Origin of the sequence: Actinomadura fulvescens, from assembly GCF_039533225.1 — a bacterium.
GTDB lineage: Bacteria > Actinomycetota > Actinomycetes > Streptosporangiales > Streptosporangiaceae > Spirillospora > Spirillospora fulvescens.
On the sequence record NZ_BAAATD010000009.1, the window covers coordinates 225,071 to 245,183 of the forward strand.

At 70.9% G+C, this 20,113-nt stretch carries 19 protein-coding genes; 6 read left to right on the forward strand and 13 right to left on the reverse strand.

The features are described 5' to 3' along the window. Positions 1–226: 226 nt before the first annotated feature. Positions 227–1,135, reverse strand: coding sequence for an LLM class flavin-dependent oxidoreductase (locus ABD333_RS30825; protein ID WP_344546042.1), 909 nt, complete (start codon positions 1,133–1,135; stop codon positions 227–229). Between the two features lie 104 nt (positions 1,136–1,239). Here ABD333_RS30825 and ABD333_RS30830 point away from each other — a divergent pair, with 104 nt between their 5' ends. Further along, positions 1,240–1,695: a MarR family winged helix-turn-helix transcriptional regulator gene (locus ABD333_RS30830; RefSeq protein WP_344546043.1), complete on the forward strand. Its 456-nt coding sequence runs from the start codon at positions 1,240–1,242 to the stop codon at positions 1,693–1,695. A 37-nt stretch (positions 1,696–1,732) separates the two neighbouring features. On the opposite strand, the gene ABD333_RS30835 is transcribed toward ABD333_RS30830, so the two are convergent. The 3 genes from ABD333_RS30835 to ABD333_RS30845 form a co-directional block, all read right to left on the reverse strand. After that, complete coding sequence (locus tag ABD333_RS30835; protein WP_344546044.1) at positions 1,733–2,824, reverse strand: NAD(P)/FAD-dependent oxidoreductase; 1,092 nt, start codon at positions 2,822–2,824, stop codon at positions 1,733–1,735. Between the two features lie 183 nt (positions 2,825–3,007). Continuing rightward, positions 3,008–3,808, reverse strand: coding sequence for an ArsR/SmtB family transcription factor (locus ABD333_RS30840; protein ID WP_344546045.1), 801 nt, complete (start codon positions 3,806–3,808; stop codon positions 3,008–3,010). A gap of 64 nt (positions 3,809–3,872) precedes the next feature. After that, the gene (locus tag ABD333_RS30845) at positions 3,873–4,346 is read right to left on the reverse strand and encodes an Lrp/AsnC family transcriptional regulator (protein ID WP_344546046.1); all 474 of its coding nucleotides are present in this window, start codon (positions 4,344–4,346) and stop codon (positions 3,873–3,875) included. Between the two features lie 89 nt (positions 4,347–4,435). On the opposite strand from ABD333_RS30845, the gene ABD333_RS30850 reads away from it, so the two are divergent. Further along, the gene (locus ABD333_RS30850) at positions 4,436–4,930 is read left to right on the forward strand and encodes a DUF2000 domain-containing protein (RefSeq protein WP_344546047.1); all 495 of its coding nucleotides are present in this window, start codon (positions 4,436–4,438) and stop codon (positions 4,928–4,930) included. Positions 4,931–5,351: 421 nt separating this feature from the next. Here the strand turns inward: ABD333_RS30850 and ABD333_RS30855 are convergent, their stop codons facing one another. Further along, positions 5,352–5,858, reverse strand: coding sequence for a GNAT family N-acetyltransferase (locus ABD333_RS30855; protein WP_344546048.1), 507 nt, complete (start codon positions 5,856–5,858; stop codon positions 5,352–5,354). Positions 5,859–5,943: 85 nt separating this feature from the next. On the opposite strand from ABD333_RS30855, the gene ABD333_RS30860 reads away from it, so the two are divergent. Further along, a complete protein-coding gene (locus ABD333_RS30860) occupies positions 5,944–6,237 on the forward strand; it encodes a putative quinol monooxygenase (RefSeq protein WP_344546049.1) in 294 nt (97 codons plus the stop codon). Here ABD333_RS30860 and ABD333_RS30865 read toward each other — a convergent pair. From ABD333_RS30865 to ABD333_RS30885, 5 genes are all read right to left on the reverse strand, one after another. Continuing rightward, the gene (locus ABD333_RS30865; protein ID WP_344546050.1) at positions 6,234–7,121 is read right to left on the reverse strand and encodes a hypothetical protein; all 888 of its coding nucleotides are present in this window, start codon (positions 7,119–7,121) and stop codon (positions 6,234–6,236) included. The genes ABD333_RS30860 and ABD333_RS30865 overlap by 4 nt on opposite strands. 105 nt (positions 7,122–7,226) lie before the next feature. Further along, entirely contained in the window at positions 7,227–8,699 is a 1,473-nt protein-coding gene (locus ABD333_RS30870; protein WP_344546051.1) for a DHA2 family efflux MFS transporter permease subunit, read from the reverse strand. A gap of 55 nt (positions 8,700–8,754) precedes the next feature. After that, positions 8,755–9,348, reverse strand: a complete 594-nt coding sequence (locus ABD333_RS30875; protein WP_344546052.1) for an NADPH-dependent FMN reductase — start codon at positions 9,346–9,348, stop codon at positions 8,755–8,757. Between the two features lie 190 nt (positions 9,349–9,538). Beyond that, a complete protein-coding gene (locus tag ABD333_RS30880) occupies positions 9,539–10,291 on the reverse strand; it encodes an SDR family oxidoreductase (RefSeq protein ID WP_344546053.1) in 753 nt (250 codons plus the stop codon). Then, positions 10,288–11,175 carry an NAD(P)-dependent oxidoreductase gene (locus tag ABD333_RS30885; protein ID WP_344546054.1) on the reverse strand — a complete coding sequence of 296 codons (888 nt, stop codon included), beginning with the start codon at positions 11,173–11,175 and terminating at the stop codon, positions 10,288–10,290. The genes ABD333_RS30880 and ABD333_RS30885 overlap by 4 nt, the downstream gene beginning before the upstream one ends. Positions 11,176–11,274: 99 nt before the next feature. On the opposite strand from ABD333_RS30885, the gene ABD333_RS30890 reads away from it, so the two are divergent. After that, positions 11,275–14,532 carry an AfsR/SARP family transcriptional regulator gene (locus ABD333_RS30890; RefSeq protein ID WP_344546055.1) on the forward strand — a complete coding sequence of 1,086 codons (3,258 nt, stop codon included), beginning with the start codon at positions 11,275–11,277 and terminating at the stop codon, positions 14,530–14,532. Between the two features lie 93 nt (positions 14,533–14,625). On the opposite strand, the gene ABD333_RS30895 is transcribed toward ABD333_RS30890, so the two are convergent. The 3 genes from ABD333_RS30895 to ABD333_RS30905 form a co-directional block, all read right to left on the reverse strand. Further along, positions 14,626–15,516 carry an SDR family oxidoreductase gene (locus ABD333_RS30895; protein ID WP_344546056.1) on the reverse strand — a complete coding sequence of 297 codons (891 nt, stop codon included), beginning with the start codon at positions 15,514–15,516 and terminating at the stop codon, positions 14,626–14,628. An 88-nt stretch (positions 15,517–15,604) separates the two neighbouring features. Then, complete coding sequence (locus ABD333_RS30900; RefSeq protein WP_344546057.1) at positions 15,605–16,798, reverse strand: methyltransferase; 1,194 nt, start codon at positions 16,796–16,798, stop codon at positions 15,605–15,607. Further along, the gene (locus ABD333_RS30905) at positions 16,795–17,661 is read right to left on the reverse strand and encodes a helix-turn-helix domain-containing protein (protein WP_344546058.1); all 867 of its coding nucleotides are present in this window, start codon (positions 17,659–17,661) and stop codon (positions 16,795–16,797) included. The genes ABD333_RS30900 and ABD333_RS30905 overlap by 4 nt, the downstream gene beginning before the upstream one ends. Positions 17,662–17,827: 166 nt before the next feature. On the opposite strand from ABD333_RS30905, the gene ABD333_RS30910 reads away from it, so the two are divergent. Then, positions 17,828–19,249 (forward strand): MFS transporter, encoded by a 1,422-nt coding sequence (locus ABD333_RS30910; RefSeq protein ID WP_344546059.1) that lies wholly within the window; start codon positions 17,828–17,830, stop codon positions 19,247–19,249. Positions 19,250–19,251: 2 nt separating this feature from the next. Then, positions 19,252–20,037 (forward strand): SDR family NAD(P)-dependent oxidoreductase, encoded by a 786-nt coding sequence (locus ABD333_RS30915; protein WP_344546060.1) that lies wholly within the window; start codon positions 19,252–19,254, stop codon positions 20,035–20,037. The last annotated feature ends 76 nt before the right edge of the window (positions 20,038–20,113 follow it).

Sequence of the window (20,113 nt, forward strand, 5' to 3'; positions counted from 1 at the left end):
GTGCAGGCCCGGCTCGGTCGCGGCGCTGCCGGGGTAGTGGGGGCACAGAAGATCTCCGCAGTGATCGGAGAGCCCAGGTGGCAACGCACGTCAACACGCCACGACCGGGCGCTTGCTCAGCACGGCGGGCGCGGGCGGGCGCGGGCGGGCGCGGACGGGCGCGGACGGGCGCGGACGGGCGCGGACGGGCGCGGACGGGCGGGCGTGGCCAGAACGTCCGGCGGTTCTAGAGCCGGTGGACGGTGGCTTCGCGTACGGCGGGGACGATCTCTTCGGCCCAGCGGCCCAGGGTGATATCCCGGGGGGCGTCGCCGGTCTCGAAATGAACGAAGCCGGCGGCGTCGTGTTCCAGGACCGCGCCGGTGAGCTCTTCGATCCATTGCTCGGCCGAGCCGCCGAGCCAGCGGCCGTCGTGATCGCGTGTGGTGGTGAGGGGCGTCGTGGTGATGCGGCCGGGCAGGTTGTAGATCGTGGCGATGTCCTTGGGGTCGCGGCCGGCGGCGGTGGCGGCCTCGTCGATGATGGAGCGGGAGGTCCGGTAGCGCTCGCTGAGCCAGTCGGCCGCGTGACCTGGGATCCAGCCGTCGGCCAGCTTGCCGGTCACGGCCAGGGACTTGGGGCCGACCGAGCCGGTCCAGATGGGAACGGGCGCGACCTGGGCGGGCTGCAGTTCGGTGACCTGGTAGAACTCGCCGTCGAACGTCACGGGATCGCCGCCGCCGGAGAGCGCTCGGATGAGGGTGATCGCCTCCTCCAGGGCGCGGACGGCCGCTCCGGGTCCGAGTCGCGGGGCGCCCAGCCTCGCGATGTCGTCCCAGAGGCCACCGGCGCCGATCCCCAGCACGATCCGGCCGCCGGTGAGCGTGGACAACGAGGTGATCGTGCGCGCCAGCATCGGGGCCGGGCGGCTCGGCAGGTTGGTGACGCTGACGAGCCCCGAGATGGTGGTGGTGCGGCCGAGGGCGACGCCGAGGATGGAGTAGGCGTCGAGCCGGTCGGCGAAGTAGGGATGGTCGGAGACCGAGAAGAGGTCGAGCCCTTGCCGGTCGGCCTGGGCGGCGAGTCGCAGGGTCTCCGGTGCGTCGGTGACCGCGGTGCTGACACCGGCTCCGAAGACTGTCCGTCGTTCTGGCATCGTCATCAATCCTTGTTAGTTTGTATAGCGAACTAATGAGGGTGGGCGGACTACCTCATGGGCTGGCGTATTCTGGGGGAATGGGAAAAGCCACGGGTGAGCCGATGAGCGTTGTCACCGCACTGGTACGTTCCTCATTCCTGGTGAATGCCGTGTACGCCGAGTCCGCCCGGGAGTACGGGCTGACCCCGCAGCAGGGCCAGCTGTTGTGCGTGCTGATGTCACAGCCGTACGGGATGACCGAGCTCGGCGGAGTGCTGGGCCTGGCCAAGTCCAGTCTTACCGGTCTGGTGGATCGGACGGCCCGTACCGGCCTCGTGCGCCGCGAACCCGACCCGCGCGACGGGCGCGCCGCCCGGGTCGCGCTGACCGAGGAGGGCGGCAGGCTCGCCGAGGAGTTCTACGCCGAGACCTGCCGCCGGATCGAGATGCTTCCGTCGGGGCTCAGCGAGTCCGATTCCGGCAAGCTCGCCGAACTGCTCGGCCGGATGGTGAAGGACAACGAGGTTCCGGCGGTCTTCATGGAGCTGGACGAACGGGCTCCCGCCGCGCACGGCTAGCCGCACGCGGCCAGCCGCACGCGGCGGGCTCTCCAGGTCAGGCGACCCCGAACAGCTCGTTGAACCGGCCCACGAAGAGGTCGGTGCCCTTGTACTCCGAGACCGCCTCGGCCGGCAGCACGGCGGGCCCTTCCCCTGACGGCACCTGGCCGACGCCCGCGTTGGGTCCGAGCGGCAGGAGGACGGACGGCACGGGCGACGGCCGGTAGGTGGCCGTGGGTCGTTCGCCTCGCAGCTGGGCGCTGATGTTCTGTGCCACGACCTCGGCGTGCTGCATCGCGTAACCCGCCATCTTCGCCTCGGCGATGTCGGTGATGTCACCGAGCGCGTAGATGTGGTCGTGGCCGTGGACGGTGAGCGTCTCGGTCACCCTCACCTGTCCCTGCGGGGTACGTGTGGTGACCTTTCCGTCACTGAGGTAGTCGCCGTTGATGTTCACGCCGTACGCGCGGAACCAGAGGTCCGCGGAGAGCTCGTCGCCGGTCGTCGTGGTGACGGTGAACGCGCCGGGCTCGCCGGGTTCGAACGGCGGTTCGGCGGTGAGGGCGGTGCCGAGCCGCAGGTCGACGCCGATCGAGTCGAGCTGGCGGTGCAGGTCGGCGCGCAGTTCCGGGGCGAACGCGGGCATCAGCCGTTCGGCGGGATCGACGACGGTCACCCGCTTGTGGGGCCAGACCGCCTTGATCTCACCGGAGAGCTCCAACCCGACCGGCCCCGCGCCGAGGATCAGTACCCGATCGGCGCCCGCCACGTTCTTGTGGGTCAGCCGAAGCTTCTCCAACGCCTCGGTGGAGGAGTCGGTGTCCATCTTGGCCGGATAGGGATAGCTGGAGCCGGTGGCGAGCACAAGATAGTCGGCGTCGATCCGTTCGCCCGAGGCCAAGGTGACACCCGCCGGATCCACGGAGGCGGCACGTTCGCGGACGACCTTGCCGCGGCTGAGCAACGTGCCGTACGGAAAGAAGATGTTGTCCGCCCAGCCGGGCTGGACCAGCGCGCGCAACGATCCGGCGGAGTGGACGAACGCGTCCTTGGGGTCGATCAATACGACGTCGGCGTCCTGATCGAGCGCCTTGGCGACGGAGGCTCCGCCGTAGCCGCCACCGATGACCACAACTGTACGACTCATGATTACGGACTCCTGCGAAGTAGCTAGTTCGTGTCGCGAACTTATCTGACTTCGGCAAACCATATTAGTTCGTAGTACGAACTGCAAGTCCATGACGAACGGCCCCGTCCGGGGTCCGCGGACAGGGTCGTTCGGTTGGGGCTAGAACTGTCCGAGGTTGCGGACGGGGCCGTTCGGGTGAGGCTAGGACTGCGTAGAGAGAGTCTCGTCGAGCTCCAGCACGGTCTTGAGGTTGGAGAGGATGGCGGGCCAGCCGCCGCTCACGGCCTTCAGCATCTCGCTGTCGGGCTCGAAATCGTCGTGGACCACCGTGAGCTTGACGGTGTCCTTCCCGGCCTGCTCGATCTCGAAGGTGACCTTCGAGCGCTTCTCCTTCCTCAGTTCGGCGAGCTTCTCCTCGCTCCAGCCGAACCACTCGGCCATCTCCGGCTGGTAGTTGTGCCAGGTGTAGGAGAGGCGCTGGCCGGGCTCGGCCTCCAGGACCCGCTGGTCCCAGTCCTGGAACTCGCCGTTGGCGTCCATCCGCCACCTCACCGGCGATCCGACCTTCCAGTCCGAGTCGGGTCCGGTGCCCTCCATGTAGCGGCTGATGAACGCCGGCTCGGTCAGCGCCTGCCAGAGCTTGTCCGGCGTGGTCTTGATGTACGTCACGTACACGAACTGCGTGTCGCTCATCGGTGTGTCCTCCAAGGCCCGTTTGAGATCGGCGAGCGCGCGGGCCCGGCCGCGGTCGTACCGGTCGATCCAGCGCTCCGCGATGTCGTTGATGGGTGCCGCGTTGAGGTGGTGCAGCTTCTCCCGGCCACGGCGGGACGTGGTCACCAGGCCCGCGGACTCCAGCACGGCCAGGTGCTTGGTGACCGCCTGCCTGCTCATGTCCAGCTCCGCGCACAACTCGCGCAGGCTCTGGCCGTTGCGCAGGTTCAGGGCGTCGAGCAACTGCCGGCGACTGGGGTCGGCGAGTGCCTTGAAGATCGCGTCCATCACTCTCACCAACTCAGGCAACCATTCGGTTGCATATTAGTTTAGGCAACCATCGAGTTGCCTGTCAAGGAGCGTCACGTCCGCCGCGGCGTTCGGGGCCGGTGGATGTGCGGATGTGGTCGTAGACCAGGGACGTGCGGACGTCGGCGATGTTGCGATGCCGGGCGACGTGGTCGAGCACGAAGTCCCGCAGCTGCCCGGCGTCCCGTACGGCCACCTGGATGATGAAGTCGTCACCGCCCGACACCACGAAGATCGCGACCGTCTCCGGAAGTTCGGTGACGTACTCCCGGAAGCCCTCGACCGCTTCCCGGACCTTGGGCTGCAGCCGCACACTGATGAGTGCCTGCAGAGGGCGGCCGAGCTGAGCCAGATCCACCTCGGCATGGAAACCAGTGATCACGCCGCGTTTCCGCAGTGCCCGGACCCGTTCCAGACAGGTGGAGGGGGCGATGCCCAGTCGTTCGGCGAGCTCGCGGTTGGTCTGCCGCCCGTCACGCTGTAGCTCCTCGACAAGGGCCGCATCAAGTTCGTCCATCACGCTCCCGCAACATCACCTGCCGAATTATCTTCGGAATGTAGCTTGGCCGTTTGAGGAACGGACGGCAAGTCTTGCATTCTCCAGTCATGACTTCGGAACGAACCGAGATCGCGCCGCACGTTCCCACCTGGCTCGACACCCTCGTCCAGGAGCCCCACCTGCCCACCCGGGAGCAGGCGATCAAGTGGGTCATCGTGATCGACCGCGAACTGCCCGCCGGCCTGCAGGTGAACGCCGCGGCCTGCCTGTCCGCGGCCGTGGGCAAGGCCGCGCCCGCCATGGTCGGCCGCAGCGGCGGCGACGCCACAGGCGGCCCCCACGTAGGCCTCCCTTGGACGGGCTGCACCGTCCTCGCGGCCACGGCGCCCATCCTCAAGACCATCCGCGCGACCGCCCTCGCCGAGCGCGACCTGCTCGTCGGCGACATGGTCGCCACCGCGCAGCACGTCCGCGTGTACGACGACTACCTCACCGAACTCGCCCGCCTACACGAAGACGACCTCACCTACTTCGCCGTGAGCATCGCCGGTCCCCGACCTCTCGTCGACCGCCTGACCGGCCGCTTCCCCCTACTCCGCTAATGGAACCGCTGAGCTTGCTGGGATGTCAGGGCAGACTCGGTGCCTGGTAGCCGCTGGCGGGTGAGCACTTTTCCTCGCTGGACCGATCATGAGTCCTGGCGTTAGACCGTGCCCCTGCCGGTGGTCTGGAGAGGAACAGCTGATGGGGTGTCGAGCCTCACCACCGCTGGCCTACTGTCGCACGGACGCCGTCAATCGGCCCGCTGTCGCTTGGCGGCTGCGGATGGCCTGTCGCTGCTGGTCTGTCGCTCCTGGGCTGCTGTCGCTCCTGGGCTGCTGTCGGTGGCCTGCCTTGTCGCTTGCCATAGCTCGGCTCATTGCCGTGGGTTTGTTGTCGATGGCTCGCCGCTGTCGCTTGGGTATTGACTGAGTTTCGGGCGGGCGGGCTGGGTGCTAGATGGTCTGCGGGCGTGGTGGGGGTTTAGGGGCGGAGGGGGCGGAGGTAGTGGACTATTGGTTCGTCGTCGCTGGAGGTGGCGACTTCGCCGGTGAGGATGAAGCCAAGGCGTTCGTAGAGGGCGTGGCCTCGGGCGTTGTCGGCCTGGGTGAAGAGTTGAACGCGCTCGTAGCCGCGGTCGCGGGCCTCGTTGACGAGGGCGGTGAGGAGCTGTCTGCCGATGCCCTGGCCCCAGAACTCCGGCAGGACGGCGACCATGCTGATGTGGCAGAGGCCCGGGATGGCCTCGCCGAGGCCTCCGTCGCGGCGGCCGCTCATGGCGGCGGCCGATCCGACGACGGTGCCGGAACGTTCTGCGACGAAGAAGAACGTGCGCGGGTCGCCGAGGCGGTGGCTCGTACGGGCGCGAGCAGGTTCCTCGGCCAGCGGCGGGCCACCGGGCCGGGTGGCGTCGGCCAGGAACACGACCTTGGAGGCGGCCATCAGGTCGGCCGACGTCCCACGCCGGACGATGACGCGGTCCTCTGTCATCGCATCAGGCTAGTGAGACTCCCGTGGGTCCGTCCTGCGATCCGACGTTCGTCGGTAGGGGGAGAGCCACGGAGGAGAGGCGACCATGGAGATCATCGTTTCTGGCAAGGTCTATGTGGACCCCGCTGAGCGTGACCGGTTCGTTGAGGCGCATCGCGACATCGTGAAGCAGTCGCGTGAGCAGCCCGGATGCCGTGATCTGGCGATCACGGCCGACTCCCTGGAGGCTGGCCGGGTCGATATCTTCGAGCACTGGGAGTCGGAGGAGGCCCTCGAACGCTGGCGTGCGGCCGCCCCGGCGCCGACGGCCTCGATCGCCATCTTGGACGACCAGGTGCTCAAGCACGAGGTCACCAACACCAGGCCCCCGTTCGACTAGATCCTTCCGTTGCGGCGCAGGATCTCGATGGCGCGGACGGTGGTGGCGCCGCGCCATTCCAACGCCCCGGCGGGGGAGATCTTGGCGTACTCGACGGTCCAGCCACCGTCGTCCTGCTGGAGCCCGGCCAGGCGGTCGAGGTCGGCGGAGATCTGTTCCGGAGTGAAGAGCGCGCGCGAGGGGCCGTCGGGGTACGGCGAGAAGTCCAGCGGATGCAGGAACTCGTCGTCCGTTCCGCCCTCGACGTGGAGCTTGCCGTCGGCGGGGATGTACCCGCCGAGGCGCGCCAGGAGCTCGGGGGCCTCGGGGTAGGTGTCGTGCACCGCGTCCAGGAGCGAGATCGAGAACGAGAGGATGTACGCGTGCGGCGCCTCGTCCAACGCCGCGATCTGGTCGAGGCAGTAGCGCGTGGCGCGGGCCAGCCAGGGATGGGCGGCGACGGCCGGATCGTGGACCGCGACGCGATGGGCGGCCGCCGCGCTCACGTTGGTGATCTGCAGGGACGAGGTCGTCTGGTCGGCGCCCGTCCACCAGGGCGCGGACGCGGCGGTGGTGGTGAGCGGCAGCGCGAACGGCACGCCGCCGTCCGGCCGCGAAACCGACTGCAGCCAGTCGCACAGGGCTACGGCCTGCGGGGCGGTGGCCGGTGCGATCTCTTCGAACACCTCGAAGGCGTGCAATGCGGCACCCGGCTGGCTTTCGGGTGACCGCAAGTCGGGTTCGAGTCCCCAGCCGTAGCCGCCATCGGGGTTCCGGTAGCCGTCCACGGCGGCGAGCAGGCTCGCGGTGTCGGTCTCACCCATCAGCAACTGGAAGCGCCGCCGGTCGAGGATGCGAGCGTGGCCCGCCATGAAATCGGCGACGGCGGAGATGTCGATAGTCATGTCTCCATCGTCACTCTCGCCGGAACACCGGTCTTGTAGGTTTCGGTCATGACCTGGTCACGCCGATCGTGTTTGACGTGAAACACGATCGGCGTGATCGGCCACTCAGGCCTTCGCGGGGCGGCGGGGGAGGAAGAGCGCCGGGATCAGGGCCAGCACGATCAGGGCGAGCGCCCAGGCGTAGGTGTGCTGGAAGGCGTCCGCCAGAGCCGGGGCCACCGACGAACGGGCCTCGTCGGAGAGGTGCGTGGCCTGGCCGGAGACACGACCGGCCATCGCGTTCGTCAGCAGGACCGAGACCACGGCGGTGCCGACCGCGCCCGACATGGTGTTGATGAGGTTGACCGTGGTGCTCGCGGCGGGTGCCTGGTCGTGGGACAGCCCTCGGGTGGCCGCGGTCATCGTCGGCATCATCGTCGTTCCACCGCCGGCGCCGATCACCGCGAGCGCGGCCATGAGCACCCAGTACGGGGTGTCGGCGGCGAGCGCGCCGGTGAAGAGGGCGAACCCGGCGGCGGCGATCGTGATGCCGGTCAGCACGACCTTCCCGGGCGTGAACTTGTCCACCAGCCGGCCGCCGACCTGCATCGCGGTCCCGGAGGCCAGCGCTCCCGTGATGCCCAGGAGGCCCGCCATGGTCGCGGACTCCCCGCGGACCACCTGGTAGTAGAGCGGCAAAAGGATCATCGAGCCGAAGTAGCCCGCGGCGAACAGCACCAGGGTGGCCGTGGCCGACGCGAACGAGCGGTCGCGGAACAGCGCCAGGTCGATCAGCGGGTGCCGGGCGGTCATGGCCCGAGCCACGAAGGCGACGATGAGCACGGTGCCCGCCACGATGGGGACGATCACCCCGGCGGAGCCGAAGTCGTGGCGTTCGCCGCCCGTCGTCACGCCGTAGATCAAGGTGGCCAGGCCCGGCGACAACATCAGCAGGCCGGGAACGTCCAGCGGGCGGCGCGTCTCAGCGGCGTCCCGGGGGAACAGCCGCGCGGCCAGGGCGATCACCACGGCGCCGATCGGCAGGTTGATGAAGAACATCCAGCGCCAGGAGACCTCGTCGACCAGCCAGCCGCCGAGCACCGGCCCCGTCAGCGGGCCGACGAGGATGGCCAGGCCGAACATGCTCATCATCCGGCCCAGCCGGTCCGGAGGGGCGGCCCGCAGCAGGATGGTCATCCCCACCGGCATGATCATGCCGCCGCCGAGGCCCTGCAGCACGCGGAAAACGATCAGTGACTCGATGTTCCAGGCGGCGCCGGCCAGTATCGATCCGGCCGTGAAGAGCCCGATCGCCGCCAGGTAGAGCCGGGTCCCGCCGAACCTGCCGGTCGCCCACGCCGTGGCGGGGATCATCGCGCCGAGGGCGAGCGAGTAGCCGGTGGCCACCCATTGGACGGTGGCGAGCGGGGCGTCGAAGTCCTGCGAGAGCCGGTTGATCGCCACGTTCACCACGGTCATGTCGAACGTGGTCATGATCGCGCCCAGCACCAGGATCAGCACGATCGCGGTCGTGCGCGGTGCTGGCGCGGGCTGCTCGTCCGGACGTCCCCCACGGCGGGTGGAGATGGTCGTCGTCATGTCAGGTCCTCGGGTCGAGCGCGCGACGTGAGTGCGGTCGTCGCGCGACGGTCGCTCAGGCGGCGTAGGGGCGGACGGACTTCGCGTCACGAAGGGCGTGCGCCCACCAGGCGAGCTGGTCGAGCATCGTCTTCGCGGCGGCCTCGCATCCCGCGCCGTCCCGATGCGTTCCGTCCTCCTCGAACTCGGCCCAGGAGTTGTGGAAGCTGACCGTGTCGCGGATGGTGACCGCGTGCAGCTCCGCGAGGACGACCCGCAGCTGCTCGACCGCGCGCAGCCCACCGGCCAGGCCGCCGTACGAGACGAAGCCCACCGGCTTGGCGTGCCATTCCTCGTTGTGCCAGTCGATGGCGTTCTTGAGCGGCGCCGGGAAGCTGTGGTTGTACTCGGGGGTGACGATCACGAACGCGTCGGCGGCGGCGAGCCGCGGCGACACGGCCGCGAGCTGCCGTTCGACCTCCTCGCCCTGCGACTGCCCGAACTGCGGGAACACGGTCGGCAGCGGTGTCTCCGCCAGATCGATGACATCGACGGTCAGGTCCTCGCGCTGCGACGCCTGGCCGGTGAACCACTTCGTCACCGTCGGGCCGAACCGGCCTTCCCGGGTGCTCCCGACGATGACGGCGAGCTTCAGGGGGTCGTGGCTCATCGTTGTCTCCTTCATCTTTCTGCAGCTCATGGCTGTGTTTCGTGATGAAGAAGACGCTACGGAGCGGGCGGCGCCGAGGAATCTGTCACGTGACTGGCCTTGATGACTGAAGACCTACCTGGACTCCCTCCGCCCCCGACCACGTCCGCGAGATGGGTTGCGGGCGGCCCCTTGCGGGGCCGCCCGTCGGTTAGGCGGCTATGTGGCCTAGGCCGCCGTCGGCTTCCAGGACTATGCCGGTGCTGAAGGTGGCGTCGAACGCGAGGTAGAGGACGGCGGCGGCGATCTCTTCGGGGTCGCCGTGCCGCGACATGGGGGTCACCTCCTCGCCCGCCTTCTGGTTCGCCGCCTTCTCCTCGTCGCTCAGTCCGGCGATGCCCATGGTCGGGGTCTGCGTGAAGCCCGGGCTGACCGCGTTCACCCGGATGCCGCGCGGCAGGAACTCGGCGGCGAACGCCTTGGCCATCCCGCGTACGGCGGTCACCGAGCCGGTGGCGACGCTGGTCTGCGGATAGCCCAGGCCGTCGAGGACGGCGGTGGTGAAGACGAACGAGCCGCCCTCGTTCACCAGTGGCAGGAGCCGCTGGGTCGTGAAGAAGGCTCCCTTGACCTTGATGTCGAACGTCCGGTCGAACACCTCCTCGGTGACGTCCTCGATCGGGCCGAACGCCGCGTGGCCCACGTTGACGAACACCAGGTCCACCCGGCCGAGCTTCTCCTCGGTGATGGCGCCGAGGGCGTCGATGTCGGCGAGGCTGGCGGCGTCCGAACGGATCACGTGCGCCGGGAGCCCGGCGAGTTCGGTACGGGCGGCCTCGATGTTCGCCTCGTCGCGGCCGGTGAGCAGCACCTCGGCGCCGCCGTCGAGCAGCGCCCGGACGACGGCCAGCCCGATGCCGTGCGTGCCGCCCGTGACGACCGCCTTCTTGCCCGCGTACCTCATGAACGGATCTCCTTACCGATGACCTCGACCAGATCGGTCAGCACGTCACCCTCGCCCGCGGCGATGATGTCGCGCATGGGGGTGAGCAGATGGGTGAGCAGGTCCACGCCGACGCCCGCGGAACGGCTGGCCTCGATGATGTTCGCGAGCCCGGCCGCCTGCATGTCGAGCGGCGACTCCTCGGAGGGCAGGTCGCCCGCCTCGCGGTCGCCCGCCTCGCGCTCGGCCGAGGAGGGCGCCAGGATGTTCGCCATCGCCTGCAGCCAGGGGATCAGCAGGGACGTGGTGAACTCCGCGGCCCGTTCCGGACCCACCAGGGCGGTGGCGTGGCGGGCGCCCGCGAGGGTCCCGTACATCCCGGAGAGCAGGGCCAGGTCGTTCAGTGCGGCGAGCCCGGCGTCCGTACCGACGAACTTCGGCTCGGCGAGGACCCTCAGCGCCGCCTCGTAGCGCTCGAAGGCCGTCCGCGAACCGCTGTAGAGGATGAACGCCTCGGGCGTCCCGATCATCGACGGGATGGCCATGATGCCGCCGTCGAGGTATTCGGCGCCCTGCGCGGTCGCCCATTCACCCGTACGGCGGGCCTGGTCGGGGCGGCCGTTGGTCAGGTTCACCACGACGCGGTCCTTCAGCACGTCGGCGTTGGGAGCGAGAAGCTCGTCCACGGCGGCGTAGTCCAGCACGCACAGCACCACCAGGTCGGACGCCCAGACGGCGTCGCTGACGGTGGCTGCGCGGGTGGCGCCGCGTGCGACGAGGTCGTCGGCCTTGGCGGGCGTACGGTTCCAGACGGTCGTCCGGTGACCGGCCTCCAGGTAGGCGCTCGCCAGCGCCTGCCCCATGGAACCCAGCCCAATGATCGTCACAGTCGGCTTGTCGGCCATCACCATCTCCTGTCTTCAGCGGATGACCCGACTCTGCGAGACCCCTCTCTCGGTCGGCTCTCGATCGGCTCACGCGGTTCGCTGGGTAACGTGAGCGGCATGCGTTTCGGGGTGCTGGGTCCGCTTGAGGTGTGGGCCGCGGACGGTGGGCCCGTACGCGTTCGCGAGGCGAAGGTCCGCGCGCTCCTTGCCGACCTGCTGGCGAACGAGGGACGCGTCATCTCGGCGGACCGTCTCGCCGATGATCTTTGGGGCGAGGGCCTGCCCGGCAACCCGTCCGGCGCGCTGCAGACGAAGGTGTGGCATCTCCGCCGCGCCCTGGAGGACGCCGAGCCGGGCGCACGCAAGCTCGTCGTTTCGCGTGCCCCTGGCTATCAGTTGGCGGTCGACGCCGACGCGGTGGACGCGGGGAGCTTCGCCGCGCTGCTCACACGGGCCACCACGGCTGACGACCCGCGAGAACGTGCCGCGCTGCTCACCGACGCGCTCGCGCTCTGGCGCGGCCCGGCGTACGCCGACTTCGCCGACGAGGAGTTCGCCCGCTCCGCGATCACCCGGTTGGAGGAGCAGCGCCTGGTCGCGCTGGAGGAACGGGCCGCCGCACGGCTCGAACTCGGTGAGCACGGACTGCTGGTCGGTGAGCTCGCAGACCTCGTCGAGCAGCACCCCCTCAGGGAACGGCTGCGCGCCGTACAGCTCACGGCTCTCTACCGGGCCGGACGGCAGAGCGAGGCCCTCGCCGCCTACAACGACCTCCGCGATCGTCTCCGGGACGAACTCGGCCTCGATCCCGGCCCGGAGCTCGCCCAACTCCAACGCGCGATCCTCAACCAGGACCCGGCCCTCGATCCCGAACGGCCGTCCGCCGCGCGTCCGCGTTCCAATCTGCCCGCCCCGGTCACCGAGCTGATCGGCCGTACGGAGGCGATCACGGCCGTGCGCGCGCTCCTGGAGACCGGCAGGCTCGTCACGCTCACCGGGCCGGGCGGCGTCGGGAAGACCCGCCTCGCGATCGAGACCGCCGCCCGGTCGGACTTCCCGGACGGCGTCTGGCTGGCCGAGCTCGCCACGCTCGACCGCATCGCCACGCTCGACCGTACCGCCGGGCTCGACCGCACCGCCGGGCTCGACCGTCTCGCCGACCTGGTGATCACCAGCCTCGGGCTGCGCGACGACACCGCGCCGGAGGGCGATCCGCTCGGGCTCATCGCGGCGAAGCTGCGCACCCGCCGGACGCTGCTGATCCTGGACAACTGCGAGCATGTCGTCGAACCGGCAGCCGCGTTCGCCGAGCATCTCCTGAAGGCCGTCCCCGGCCTGCACATCCTCGCGACCAGCCAGGAACCTCTCGGCGTCTCCGGCGAGTCCATCTGGTCCGTCCCGCCGCTCGACCTCCCTCCCACCGACCTGGAGCCGCGCCCGGCCGGGTCCGGCTTCGGTCACGAGTCGCGTGCGTTGCGGGAGTCGAGCGCCGTGCGGCTGTTCGTGGCCCGCGGGTCAGCCGCCGCTCCCGGGTTCGAGCTCACCTCGGAGAACGCCGGCGCCGTGGTGGAGATCTGCCGACGGCTGGACGGCATCCCGCTCGCGCTGGAACTCGCGGCGACGCGCCTGCGGGTGCTCGGCGTGCGGGCGCTCCGGGACAGGTTGAACGACCGGTTCCGGGTGCTCGCCTCCGGACATCGCGGCGCGCCGCCCCGCCAGCAGACCCTCCGGGCGATGATCGACTGGAGCTGGGAGCTGCTGACCGCCGCCGAACGCATCGTCCTGCGCCGCCTGGCGGTCCACGCGGACGGCTGCACGCTGGAGGCCGCGGAGGAGGTCTGCGCCGGAGACGGCGTGGACCAGAGTGACGTCCTCGATCTCCTGGCCCGGCTGGTGGACCGTTCACTCGTGATCGTCACGGAACGGGCGGACGGCCCGCGTTACCGGCTGCTGGAGTCGGTGGCCGTCTACTGCCAGGACAGGCTCCAGGACGCGGGCGAAGCCGTGGCCGTACGGGAACGTCACGGCGCCCACTACGCCGCGTTCGCCGAACGGGCCGCGCGCCACCTGCGTGGACACCGGCAGCGGCAGTGGCTCGAACACCTCGACGCCGAGGCCGCCAACCTGCGCGCCGCGCTCGAAGGCGCGGCCCGGCGCGGCGACGCGCACCTGGCGCTGCGGCTGGTCAACGCCCTCGCCTGGTACTGGTTCCTGCGGGGCAGGCTCAGCGAGGCGAGCCGTTCGCTCGCCCTCGCCCTGGCGGTCGAGGACGAGGGCGCCGGGGTGCCCTGTTCCGTACGGGCGGAAGCGATGACCTGGCAGATCGTCCTGGCCATCCGCGCCGGTGTCGTCCGGCGTCCGATGGACCGGGTGGCCGCCGTGCTCGACCTTTTCGAGCAGCACGACGATCCGGCCGGAGCGCGGGCGCACGCGCAATGGCTGCTCGGCTTCGCCCTCTTCGGCTACGGGGACACCGCGATCAGCGAAGACCTGGTGCGTCGCGCGCTGGCGGCCTTCCGCGCCGGAGGCGACCGGTGGGGCACCGCCGCCGCGCTCAGCACGCGGGCCAACCAGGCCGTGCTGCGCGGCGACTTCCCGGCGGCCGAACGGTACGGAGCGGAGAGCGCCGCCCTCTTCCATGAGCTCGGCGACCGGTGGGGGCAGCTCGCGACCACGGACGTCCTCGGCGCCGTGGCGGAGGTCACCGGCGACTACGAACGCGCCGGCCGCCTGCATCGCGAGGGACTGCGCACGGCCGAGGAGCTCAAGCTGTGGCCGGAGGTGTCGCGCAGGCTGTCGGGCCTCGGCCGCGTCGCGCTGCTCATGGGCGACCACACGATGGCCGGTGAGCTGCTCGAACGCGGTCGGCGGCTCGCCGCCGACCATGCCGACGAGGCGGCCGAGGAACACGCGGAGATCGGTTTGGCGCTCGTGGCGCGGCGCCAGGGCAGGCTCGACGCCGCCGAGGCGCATCTGCGTCGGTGGCTCGACTGGTGCCGCGAGCGAGGCGGCGATCACGGCGTCGCGTTGATCCTCGCCGAGCTCGGCTTCATCGCCGAACACCGCGGTGACGCCGAAGCCGCACTGTCCCTCCAGGCCGAAGGGCACGAGACCGCCCAGAAGACCGGCGATCCCAGGGCGGTCGCGCTCGCGCTGGAGGGCCTGGCGGGCGCCCGCGCCCTCGCCGGCGACCACCTCGACGCGGCACGGCTGCTCGGCGCCGCCCACGCGCTGCGCGATTCCGTCGGCACCCCGCTCCCCGCGGCCGAACGCGGCGACGTCGAACGCATCACGGCCGTCATCCGCGACGCGCTGGGCGACTCCGCCTTCACCGCCGCGTTCACGGAGGCCGAAGCCCCACTCGTCAACAGCTGAACACCGCAGGCGCCGACACCGGCGTGGCGGTTCGGTTCGCCTACCGGCTCCGGCCGGGGACGACGGCCCACGGCAGCCTTGTCGGGGTGGCGATCACGTCTTGGCGAGGAAGTCCCGGTAGTACGAGACGAAGTCGGGCTGGGAGCCGTCGACGTCGGTGAAGCCGTACTCCTTGGCCAGCTCTCCGCTGCTGTACGAGCCGCCGGTCTTGGCCATGACGTCCGGGTCGCAGGCCAGGGCCACGACCGCGCGCGCCACGTAGGCGGGCGTCTCCGAGGCGGCGAAGTGCCGGTCCTTGGCGATGCCGTCCCGCCAGTTCTCCTCGGTGACGCCGAAGAGGTCGAGCATGGCCTCCGACCTCAGGAATCCGGGCGTGAGCGCGAGCGCCGCGACGCCGTACGGCCGGAGCTCGGCGGCCTGGTTCTTGGCGAGCCGGATGACGGTCTGCTTGGCCAGGTCGTAGAAGAACGTCCCGCGATAGCCGCCGAGCAGTTCGTCGACGAACTCCTCGGTGCCGTCGGTGACCTCGACGACCAGGCCGCTCCCGCGCTCGACCATCAGCGGCAACGCGAAGTGGCTGGTGATGATGTGGGTGTCGACCGCGCGGTGCAGGAGCGCCAGGCCCTTGCCGAGATCGTGCTCCCAGAGCCTCTTGTCCCACTCGGTCAGCGCTTCGCCGCCCCACACGTCGTTGACCAGCACGTCGAGCCGGCCGTGGTCCGCCCGGACACGTTCGGCGAGGGCCCGCACCTGGTCCGGCTCGGAGTGGTCGACGCGGACCGCGATGCCCGTGCCGCCGCGCGCGGTGACGAGGTCCGCGGTGTCCTCGATCGTCTCGGGACGATCCAGGTCGGAACGGCCCGCGCGGGTGCTGCGGCCGGTGACGTACACCGTCGCGCCCGCCGCGCCGAGCTCGACGGCGATGGCCCGGCCGGCTCCGCGGGTGCCGCCGGCGACCAAAGCGACCTTGCCGGTGAGACGCATGGGTCATCCTCTCCCAGTTAATAAATGTACATTCATTTACTATAACGAGCAGGCGGCGGGACGGGCAAGCGACGCGTAGGCGCGCGAGCTAGCGGGCGGCGAGGCGCCAGAGCGAGGTGACCTCGGCGGCGCGGGCCTCGTACAGCGGGTCGCCGGAGTCCGCGGCGCGTGGGTGCCGCGGCCTGGTGTCCATCCGGTCGAGTACGCGCAGGCCCGCCGTCTCGAACGCGTCGAGCAACTCGGCCCGCGTGCGCAGTCCGAGATGCTCGGCCAGGTCGGAGAGGATCAGCCAGCCCTCCCCGCCCGGCGGCTCCAGATGCCCGGCGAGCCCGTTCAAGAAGCCCCGCAACATCCGGCTGTCCGGGTCGTACACCGCGTACTCCAGCGGAGAGCTCGGGCGCGCGGGCAACCAGGGCGGGTTGCACACCACCAGCGGCGCCCGGCCGGGCGGGAAGAGGTCGGCCTCGGTCACCTCGACCCGGTCCGCCAGATCGAGCCGGGCGACGTTCTCGCGCGCGCAGGCGAGGGCGCGCCGGTCCTGGTCGGTGGCCACGACCCGGCGGACGCCGCGGCGCGCCAGAACCGCCGCGAGCACGCCGGTGCCCGTGCCGATGTCGTACGCGAGGGTGTCCGACGGCAGCGGCGCCGCCGCGACCAGATCCACGTACTCGCCTCTGACCGGCGAGAACACGCCATAGTGCGGGTGGACGCGGTCGCCGCCGAGCGCCGGGACCGGTACGCCCTTCTTCCGCCATTCGTGCGCGCCGATGAGCCCCTGCAACTCGCGGAGCGACGTCACGTACGGCTCGTCCGCCTCCCCGTACGCCTCCAGGCAGGCCTGCTCGACGTCGGGCGCGCGGCGCAGCGCGATCTTGTGACCTGCCTCCACCGGGATCAGGACCATGCCCAGCGTCCGGGCTCGCTGCGCCTGTGCCTGCCGGTGCAGATGGAACGCCTGCACTTGCGAGGGCGCCGTGCCCGCGCTCGCGCCCGTGCCGGCGCCCGTGCCCGTGCTCGCGCCTCCACCCGCGCGTTTGCGCTTGCGACGGGGCGTACGGTCGGCCCGGCGGGTCATGGCCTGGAGGAGCTGCCGTGCGTTCTGGAAGTCGCCCCGCCACAGCAGCGCGGTGCCCTCACAGGCCAGCCGGTACGCGTCGTCCGCCTTCGTCCGGTCGTCGGCCACCACCACGCGCCGCGGCGGTGCGGCGCCGTTCTCCGAACGCCAGCGGCTCGAACGTTCCGTCCCGTCCTCGACCCATTCGATGAGCGGGGATTCGTTCACGCCGACCTCGCCAGATCCGAGCTCGACCTGCGGGCCGGGCCGGCCGCGAGCCGGTTGAGCTTGTCCTCGTACTCCGAGCCCGGCTCCGCCGCGTACATCATGAGGCGGCTCAGGTCCGGATCGCCGGGCAGGTGCAGCGTCTCGTACGGCAGCACGAGCAGCCCGACCTCGGGGTGAACGATCCGTGCCTCGCCGTGGGTGAGGTCGACGACGCGGTGCTCGTCCCACAACCGCCGGAAGTCGCCGCCGCGCGACAGCAGAGAGTCGATCAGAGCGCGCAGACGTGCGTCGCGGGGGTCTTGGCCGACCCGGAACCGCAGGTAGGCCACGTTGCGGCGGGCCACCGGCAGCCAGTTGTCGCCGAGCCGGTTCCGGTAGTCGTCGTTCAGATGGATCTGGTGCGTCCAGGTGCGCTCGTCCGGCGGTACCTCGGCCAGGTCGACGAAGACCTCGGCGGTGAGGCGGTTCCAGGCGACCACGTTGGTGTGGTGCCCGACCACGTAGGCCGGGGCGTGCGTGATCGAGTCGAGGAGATGCTGGAGCGGCGGGCGCAGCCGCGGCGGATCGTGGCGGTGGTCGGCGCGCGGCGGGTGGGCCAGCCGGTGCAGGTGGGCGTGCTCGTCGCCGTCGAGCCGGAGCGCGCGGGAGATCGCGTCGAGGATCTCGGTGGAGACGTTGTCGGCGTTCCCCTGCTCCAGCCGGACGTAGTAGGCGACGCTCACCCCGGCGAGCTGGGCCAGCTCCTCACGGCGCAGCCCCGGAACCCGCCGGCGGCCACCGTACGAGCGAAGCCCCACCTCGTCGGGCTGCAACCGGGCCCGGCGGGACTTGAGGAATTCCCCCAGATCGTTCCCCTGCGCCATGACAGCCGAGCGTATCCGGAGCGCGAGGCACCACGGACAGCCGAGGGTGCCACCGCCAGTGGTAGGCACCGCGGGCGTACGAACGAGCGAGGGCTGGGTGGCCGCCTCCGGGCGGCGGATCGTGGACGCGTCCGAACCAAGACGATCACTTTGGAAGAGGCGTTCCATGGCTACTCTGACCGGCGTCACGGCTCCCGCCGCGACGCGGATGACCTCGCGGCACAGGCTGATCCTGGTCCTGCTGCTCGGCGTGCAGTTCATGCTCGCCATCGACTTCTCGATCCTGAACGTGGCGCTGCCGGTGGTCGGCGAGGGACTGGGCTTCGGGCTCGGCTCGCTGCAGTGGATCGCGACCGCGTTCGCGCTGCCCGCCGCCGGGTTCACGCTCCTGTTCGGCCGGGTCGCGGACCTGTTCGGGCGGCGGCGCATGCTGCTCGCCGGAATGGGCCTGCTGGCGGTCGGCTCGCTCATCGGCGGGCTGGCGACCTCCCCGGCGTGGCTGCTCACCGGGCGGGTACTGCAGGGGCTGGCGACGGCCATCGCGACCCCGGCGGCCCTCTCGTTGATCACTACGTCGTTCCCGGAGGGGCCGCTGCGCCATCGGGCGCTCGGGCTCAGCGGGGCGCTGATGTCGGCCGGGTTCACGGCGGGCGCGGTGCTGGGCGGCGTGCTCACCGACCTGCTGAGCTGGCGTTGGGCGTTCCTGATCAACGTGCCGATCGCGGTCTTCGTGCTGGTGGCGACGCCGCTCGTGATCACTGATCGCGACGGTATGGCCACCCGGCGGGATCGGGGCGCACGGCTGGACGTGCCAGGCGCGATCACTGTCACGGGCGGCCTGCTGGCCCTGGTGTACGGCATCACCGCGGCCGGGACGCAAGGCTGGTCCGACCCGTTCGCGCTGGGCGCACTCGTCCTCGCGGCGGTGCTGCTGGTGGCGTTCTGGGTCGCCGAACGGCACGCACCCGCCCCGCTGGTGCCGCTGCGCGTGCTCGCGAAGCGCACGGTCACCTGGGGGAACGTCGGCGGCTTCATCGCGTTCGCCACCGAGACCTCGCTGGTCTTCCTCATGACGCTCTACCTGCAGCAAGTCCTCGGCTACTCGGCGATGGCCACCGGTCTCGCCCTCGGCGTCCTCGGTGCTGGCACGTTCGCGGGCGGTGTCGCGGCTCCGCGGATCATGGCGCGGCTGGGTGGCCGCTGGACCCTGGCCTCGGGGCTGGTCTTGCAGGCCGTGGCGACGGCCGCGCTCCTCGGCCTCGGCGAGACCCGCAGCGGGCTGCCGCTGCTGCTGGTCGCGACGGCGATCGGCGGGTTCGGCAACCTCGTGGCCATCGTGGCCTTCATGGGCACCGCCACCTCCGGCCTGCCGGATGAGGAACAGGGGCTCGCCACCGGCCTGGCGACCATGACCCAGCAGGTCGCCATCACCCTCGGCATCCCGGTGATGAGCACCATCGCCACCGCGGGCGGCGGTTCGGTCCTCGGCGGCATCCACGCCGCGACGCTCGCCAACGCCGCCATCACCCTCGCGGGTGCCGCACTCGTGGCCGGGTTCCTCCGCCGCCGCGCGATCACGAAGGGCTGATCATGGATCTCGGACTCACCGGCAGGGTCGTCATCGTCACCGGCGCCTCGGCGGGCATCGGCGCGGCCACCACCCGGCTGCTGGCGGACGAGGGCGCGTACGTCGTCGGCGTCGCCCGCGACATCGCCTCCCTCGCCGGCCTCGACGACCGGGTGAGCGGTGTCGCCGCCGACCTCACCGACCCGGCAGCGGCCCAGCGGGTCGTCGACACGGCGCTCGACCGGCACGGACGTCTGGACGGGCTCGTCAACAACGCGGGCGCGCTCACCTCGCGCATCGGGTTCCTCGATGTCACCGACGAGCAGTGGCGCGCCACGTTCGAGCTGAACTTCCACGCCGCGGTGCGGATGGCGCGGGCCGCGCTCCCCGCCCTCATCGACCAGGGCGCCGGAAGCCTCGTGCACGTGTCGAGCGAGGCCGGCCGGTTCCCCGACACGCCGCTGGTCGACTACGCGGCGGCCAAGACGGCGCTGCTGTCGTTGTCCAAGACGCTGGCGGGGGAGTTCGGCCGGTGCGGCATCCGTTCCAACGTCGTCTCACCGGGACCGACGCGCACGCGGCTGTGGGACGCGCCGGGCGGCTTCGCCGACCAACTCGCCGAGCAGTACGAGCTGCCCGTCGAGGAGGCCATCCGGCGGTTCGTCCAGGACGAGCGCAGGCTGCCCACCGGACGGCTCGGCACGCCGGACGACGTGGCGCGCGTCATCACCTACCTGGTGTCGCCGCTCGCCACCCAGGTGACCGGGGCCGAGTGGGCGGTCGACGGCGGCGCCCTGCGCCAGATCTGAATCCGGCCGGCCGCGCCCCGCGCCCCCCCGGCGCCCGCCCCGCCTCAGCACCCACCCCGCCCAGGCGTCCACGACG

What these genes read in the sequence shown, in the direction of transcription:
- ABD333_RS30915 (WP_344546060.1), top strand. Translation starts at nt 19,252, where the DNA reads ATGGATCTCGGACTCACCGGCAGGGTCGTCATCGTCACCGGCGCCTCG.
- ABD333_RS30865 (WP_344546050.1), bottom strand. Translation starts at nt 7,121, where the DNA reads ATGACTATCGACATCTCCGCCGTCGCCGATTTCATGGCGGGCCACGCT.
- ABD333_RS30830 (WP_344546043.1), top strand. Translation starts at nt 1,240, where the DNA reads ATGAGCGTTGTCACCGCACTGGTACGTTCCTCATTCCTGGTGAATGCC.
- ABD333_RS30910 (WP_344546059.1), top strand. Translation starts at nt 17,828, where the DNA reads ATGGCTACTCTGACCGGCGTCACGGCTCCCGCCGCGACGCGGATGACC.
- ABD333_RS30855 (WP_344546048.1), bottom strand. Translation starts at nt 5,858, where the DNA reads ATGACAGAGGACCGCGTCATCGTCCGGCGTGGGACGTCGGCCGACCTG.
- ABD333_RS30850 (WP_344546047.1), top strand. Translation starts at nt 4,436, where the DNA reads ATGACTTCGGAACGAACCGAGATCGCGCCGCACGTTCCCACCTGGCTC.
- ABD333_RS30835 (WP_344546044.1), bottom strand. Translation starts at nt 2,824, where the DNA reads ATGAGTCGTACAGTTGTGGTCATCGGTGGCGGCTACGGCGGAGCCTCC.
- ABD333_RS30875 (WP_344546052.1), bottom strand. Translation starts at nt 9,348, where the DNA reads ATGAGCCACGACCCCCTGAAGCTCGCCGTCATCGTCGGGAGCACCCGG.
- ABD333_RS30905 (WP_344546058.1), bottom strand. Translation starts at nt 17,661, where the DNA reads ATGGCGCAGGGGAACGATCTGGGGGAATTCCTCAAGTCCCGCCGGGCC.
- ABD333_RS30825 (WP_344546042.1), bottom strand. Translation starts at nt 1,135, where the DNA reads ATGCCAGAACGACGGACAGTCTTCGGAGCCGGTGTCAGCACCGCGGTC.
- ABD333_RS30880 (WP_344546053.1), bottom strand. Translation starts at nt 10,291, where the DNA reads ATGAGGTACGCGGGCAAGAAGGCGGTCGTCACGGGCGGCACGCACGGC.
- ABD333_RS30895 (WP_344546056.1), bottom strand. Translation starts at nt 15,516, where the DNA reads ATGCGTCTCACCGGCAAGGTCGCTTTGGTCGCCGGCGGCACCCGCGGA.
- ABD333_RS30840 (WP_344546045.1), bottom strand. Translation starts at nt 3,808, where the DNA reads ATGGACGCGATCTTCAAGGCACTCGCCGACCCCAGTCGCCGGCAGTTG.
- ABD333_RS30845 (WP_344546046.1), bottom strand. Translation starts at nt 4,346, where the DNA reads ATGGACGAACTTGATGCGGCCCTTGTCGAGGAGCTACAGCGTGACGGG.
- ABD333_RS30870 (WP_344546051.1), bottom strand. Translation starts at nt 8,699, where the DNA reads ATGACGACGACCATCTCCACCCGCCGTGGGGGACGTCCGGACGAGCAG.
- ABD333_RS30860 (WP_344546049.1), top strand. Translation starts at nt 5,944, where the DNA reads ATGGAGATCATCGTTTCTGGCAAGGTCTATGTGGACCCCGCTGAGCGT.
- ABD333_RS30890 (WP_344546055.1), top strand. Translation starts at nt 11,275, where the DNA reads ATGCGTTTCGGGGTGCTGGGTCCGCTTGAGGTGTGGGCCGCGGACGGT.
- ABD333_RS30885 (WP_344546054.1), bottom strand. Translation starts at nt 11,175, where the DNA reads ATGGCCGACAAGCCGACTGTGACGATCATTGGGCTGGGTTCCATGGGG.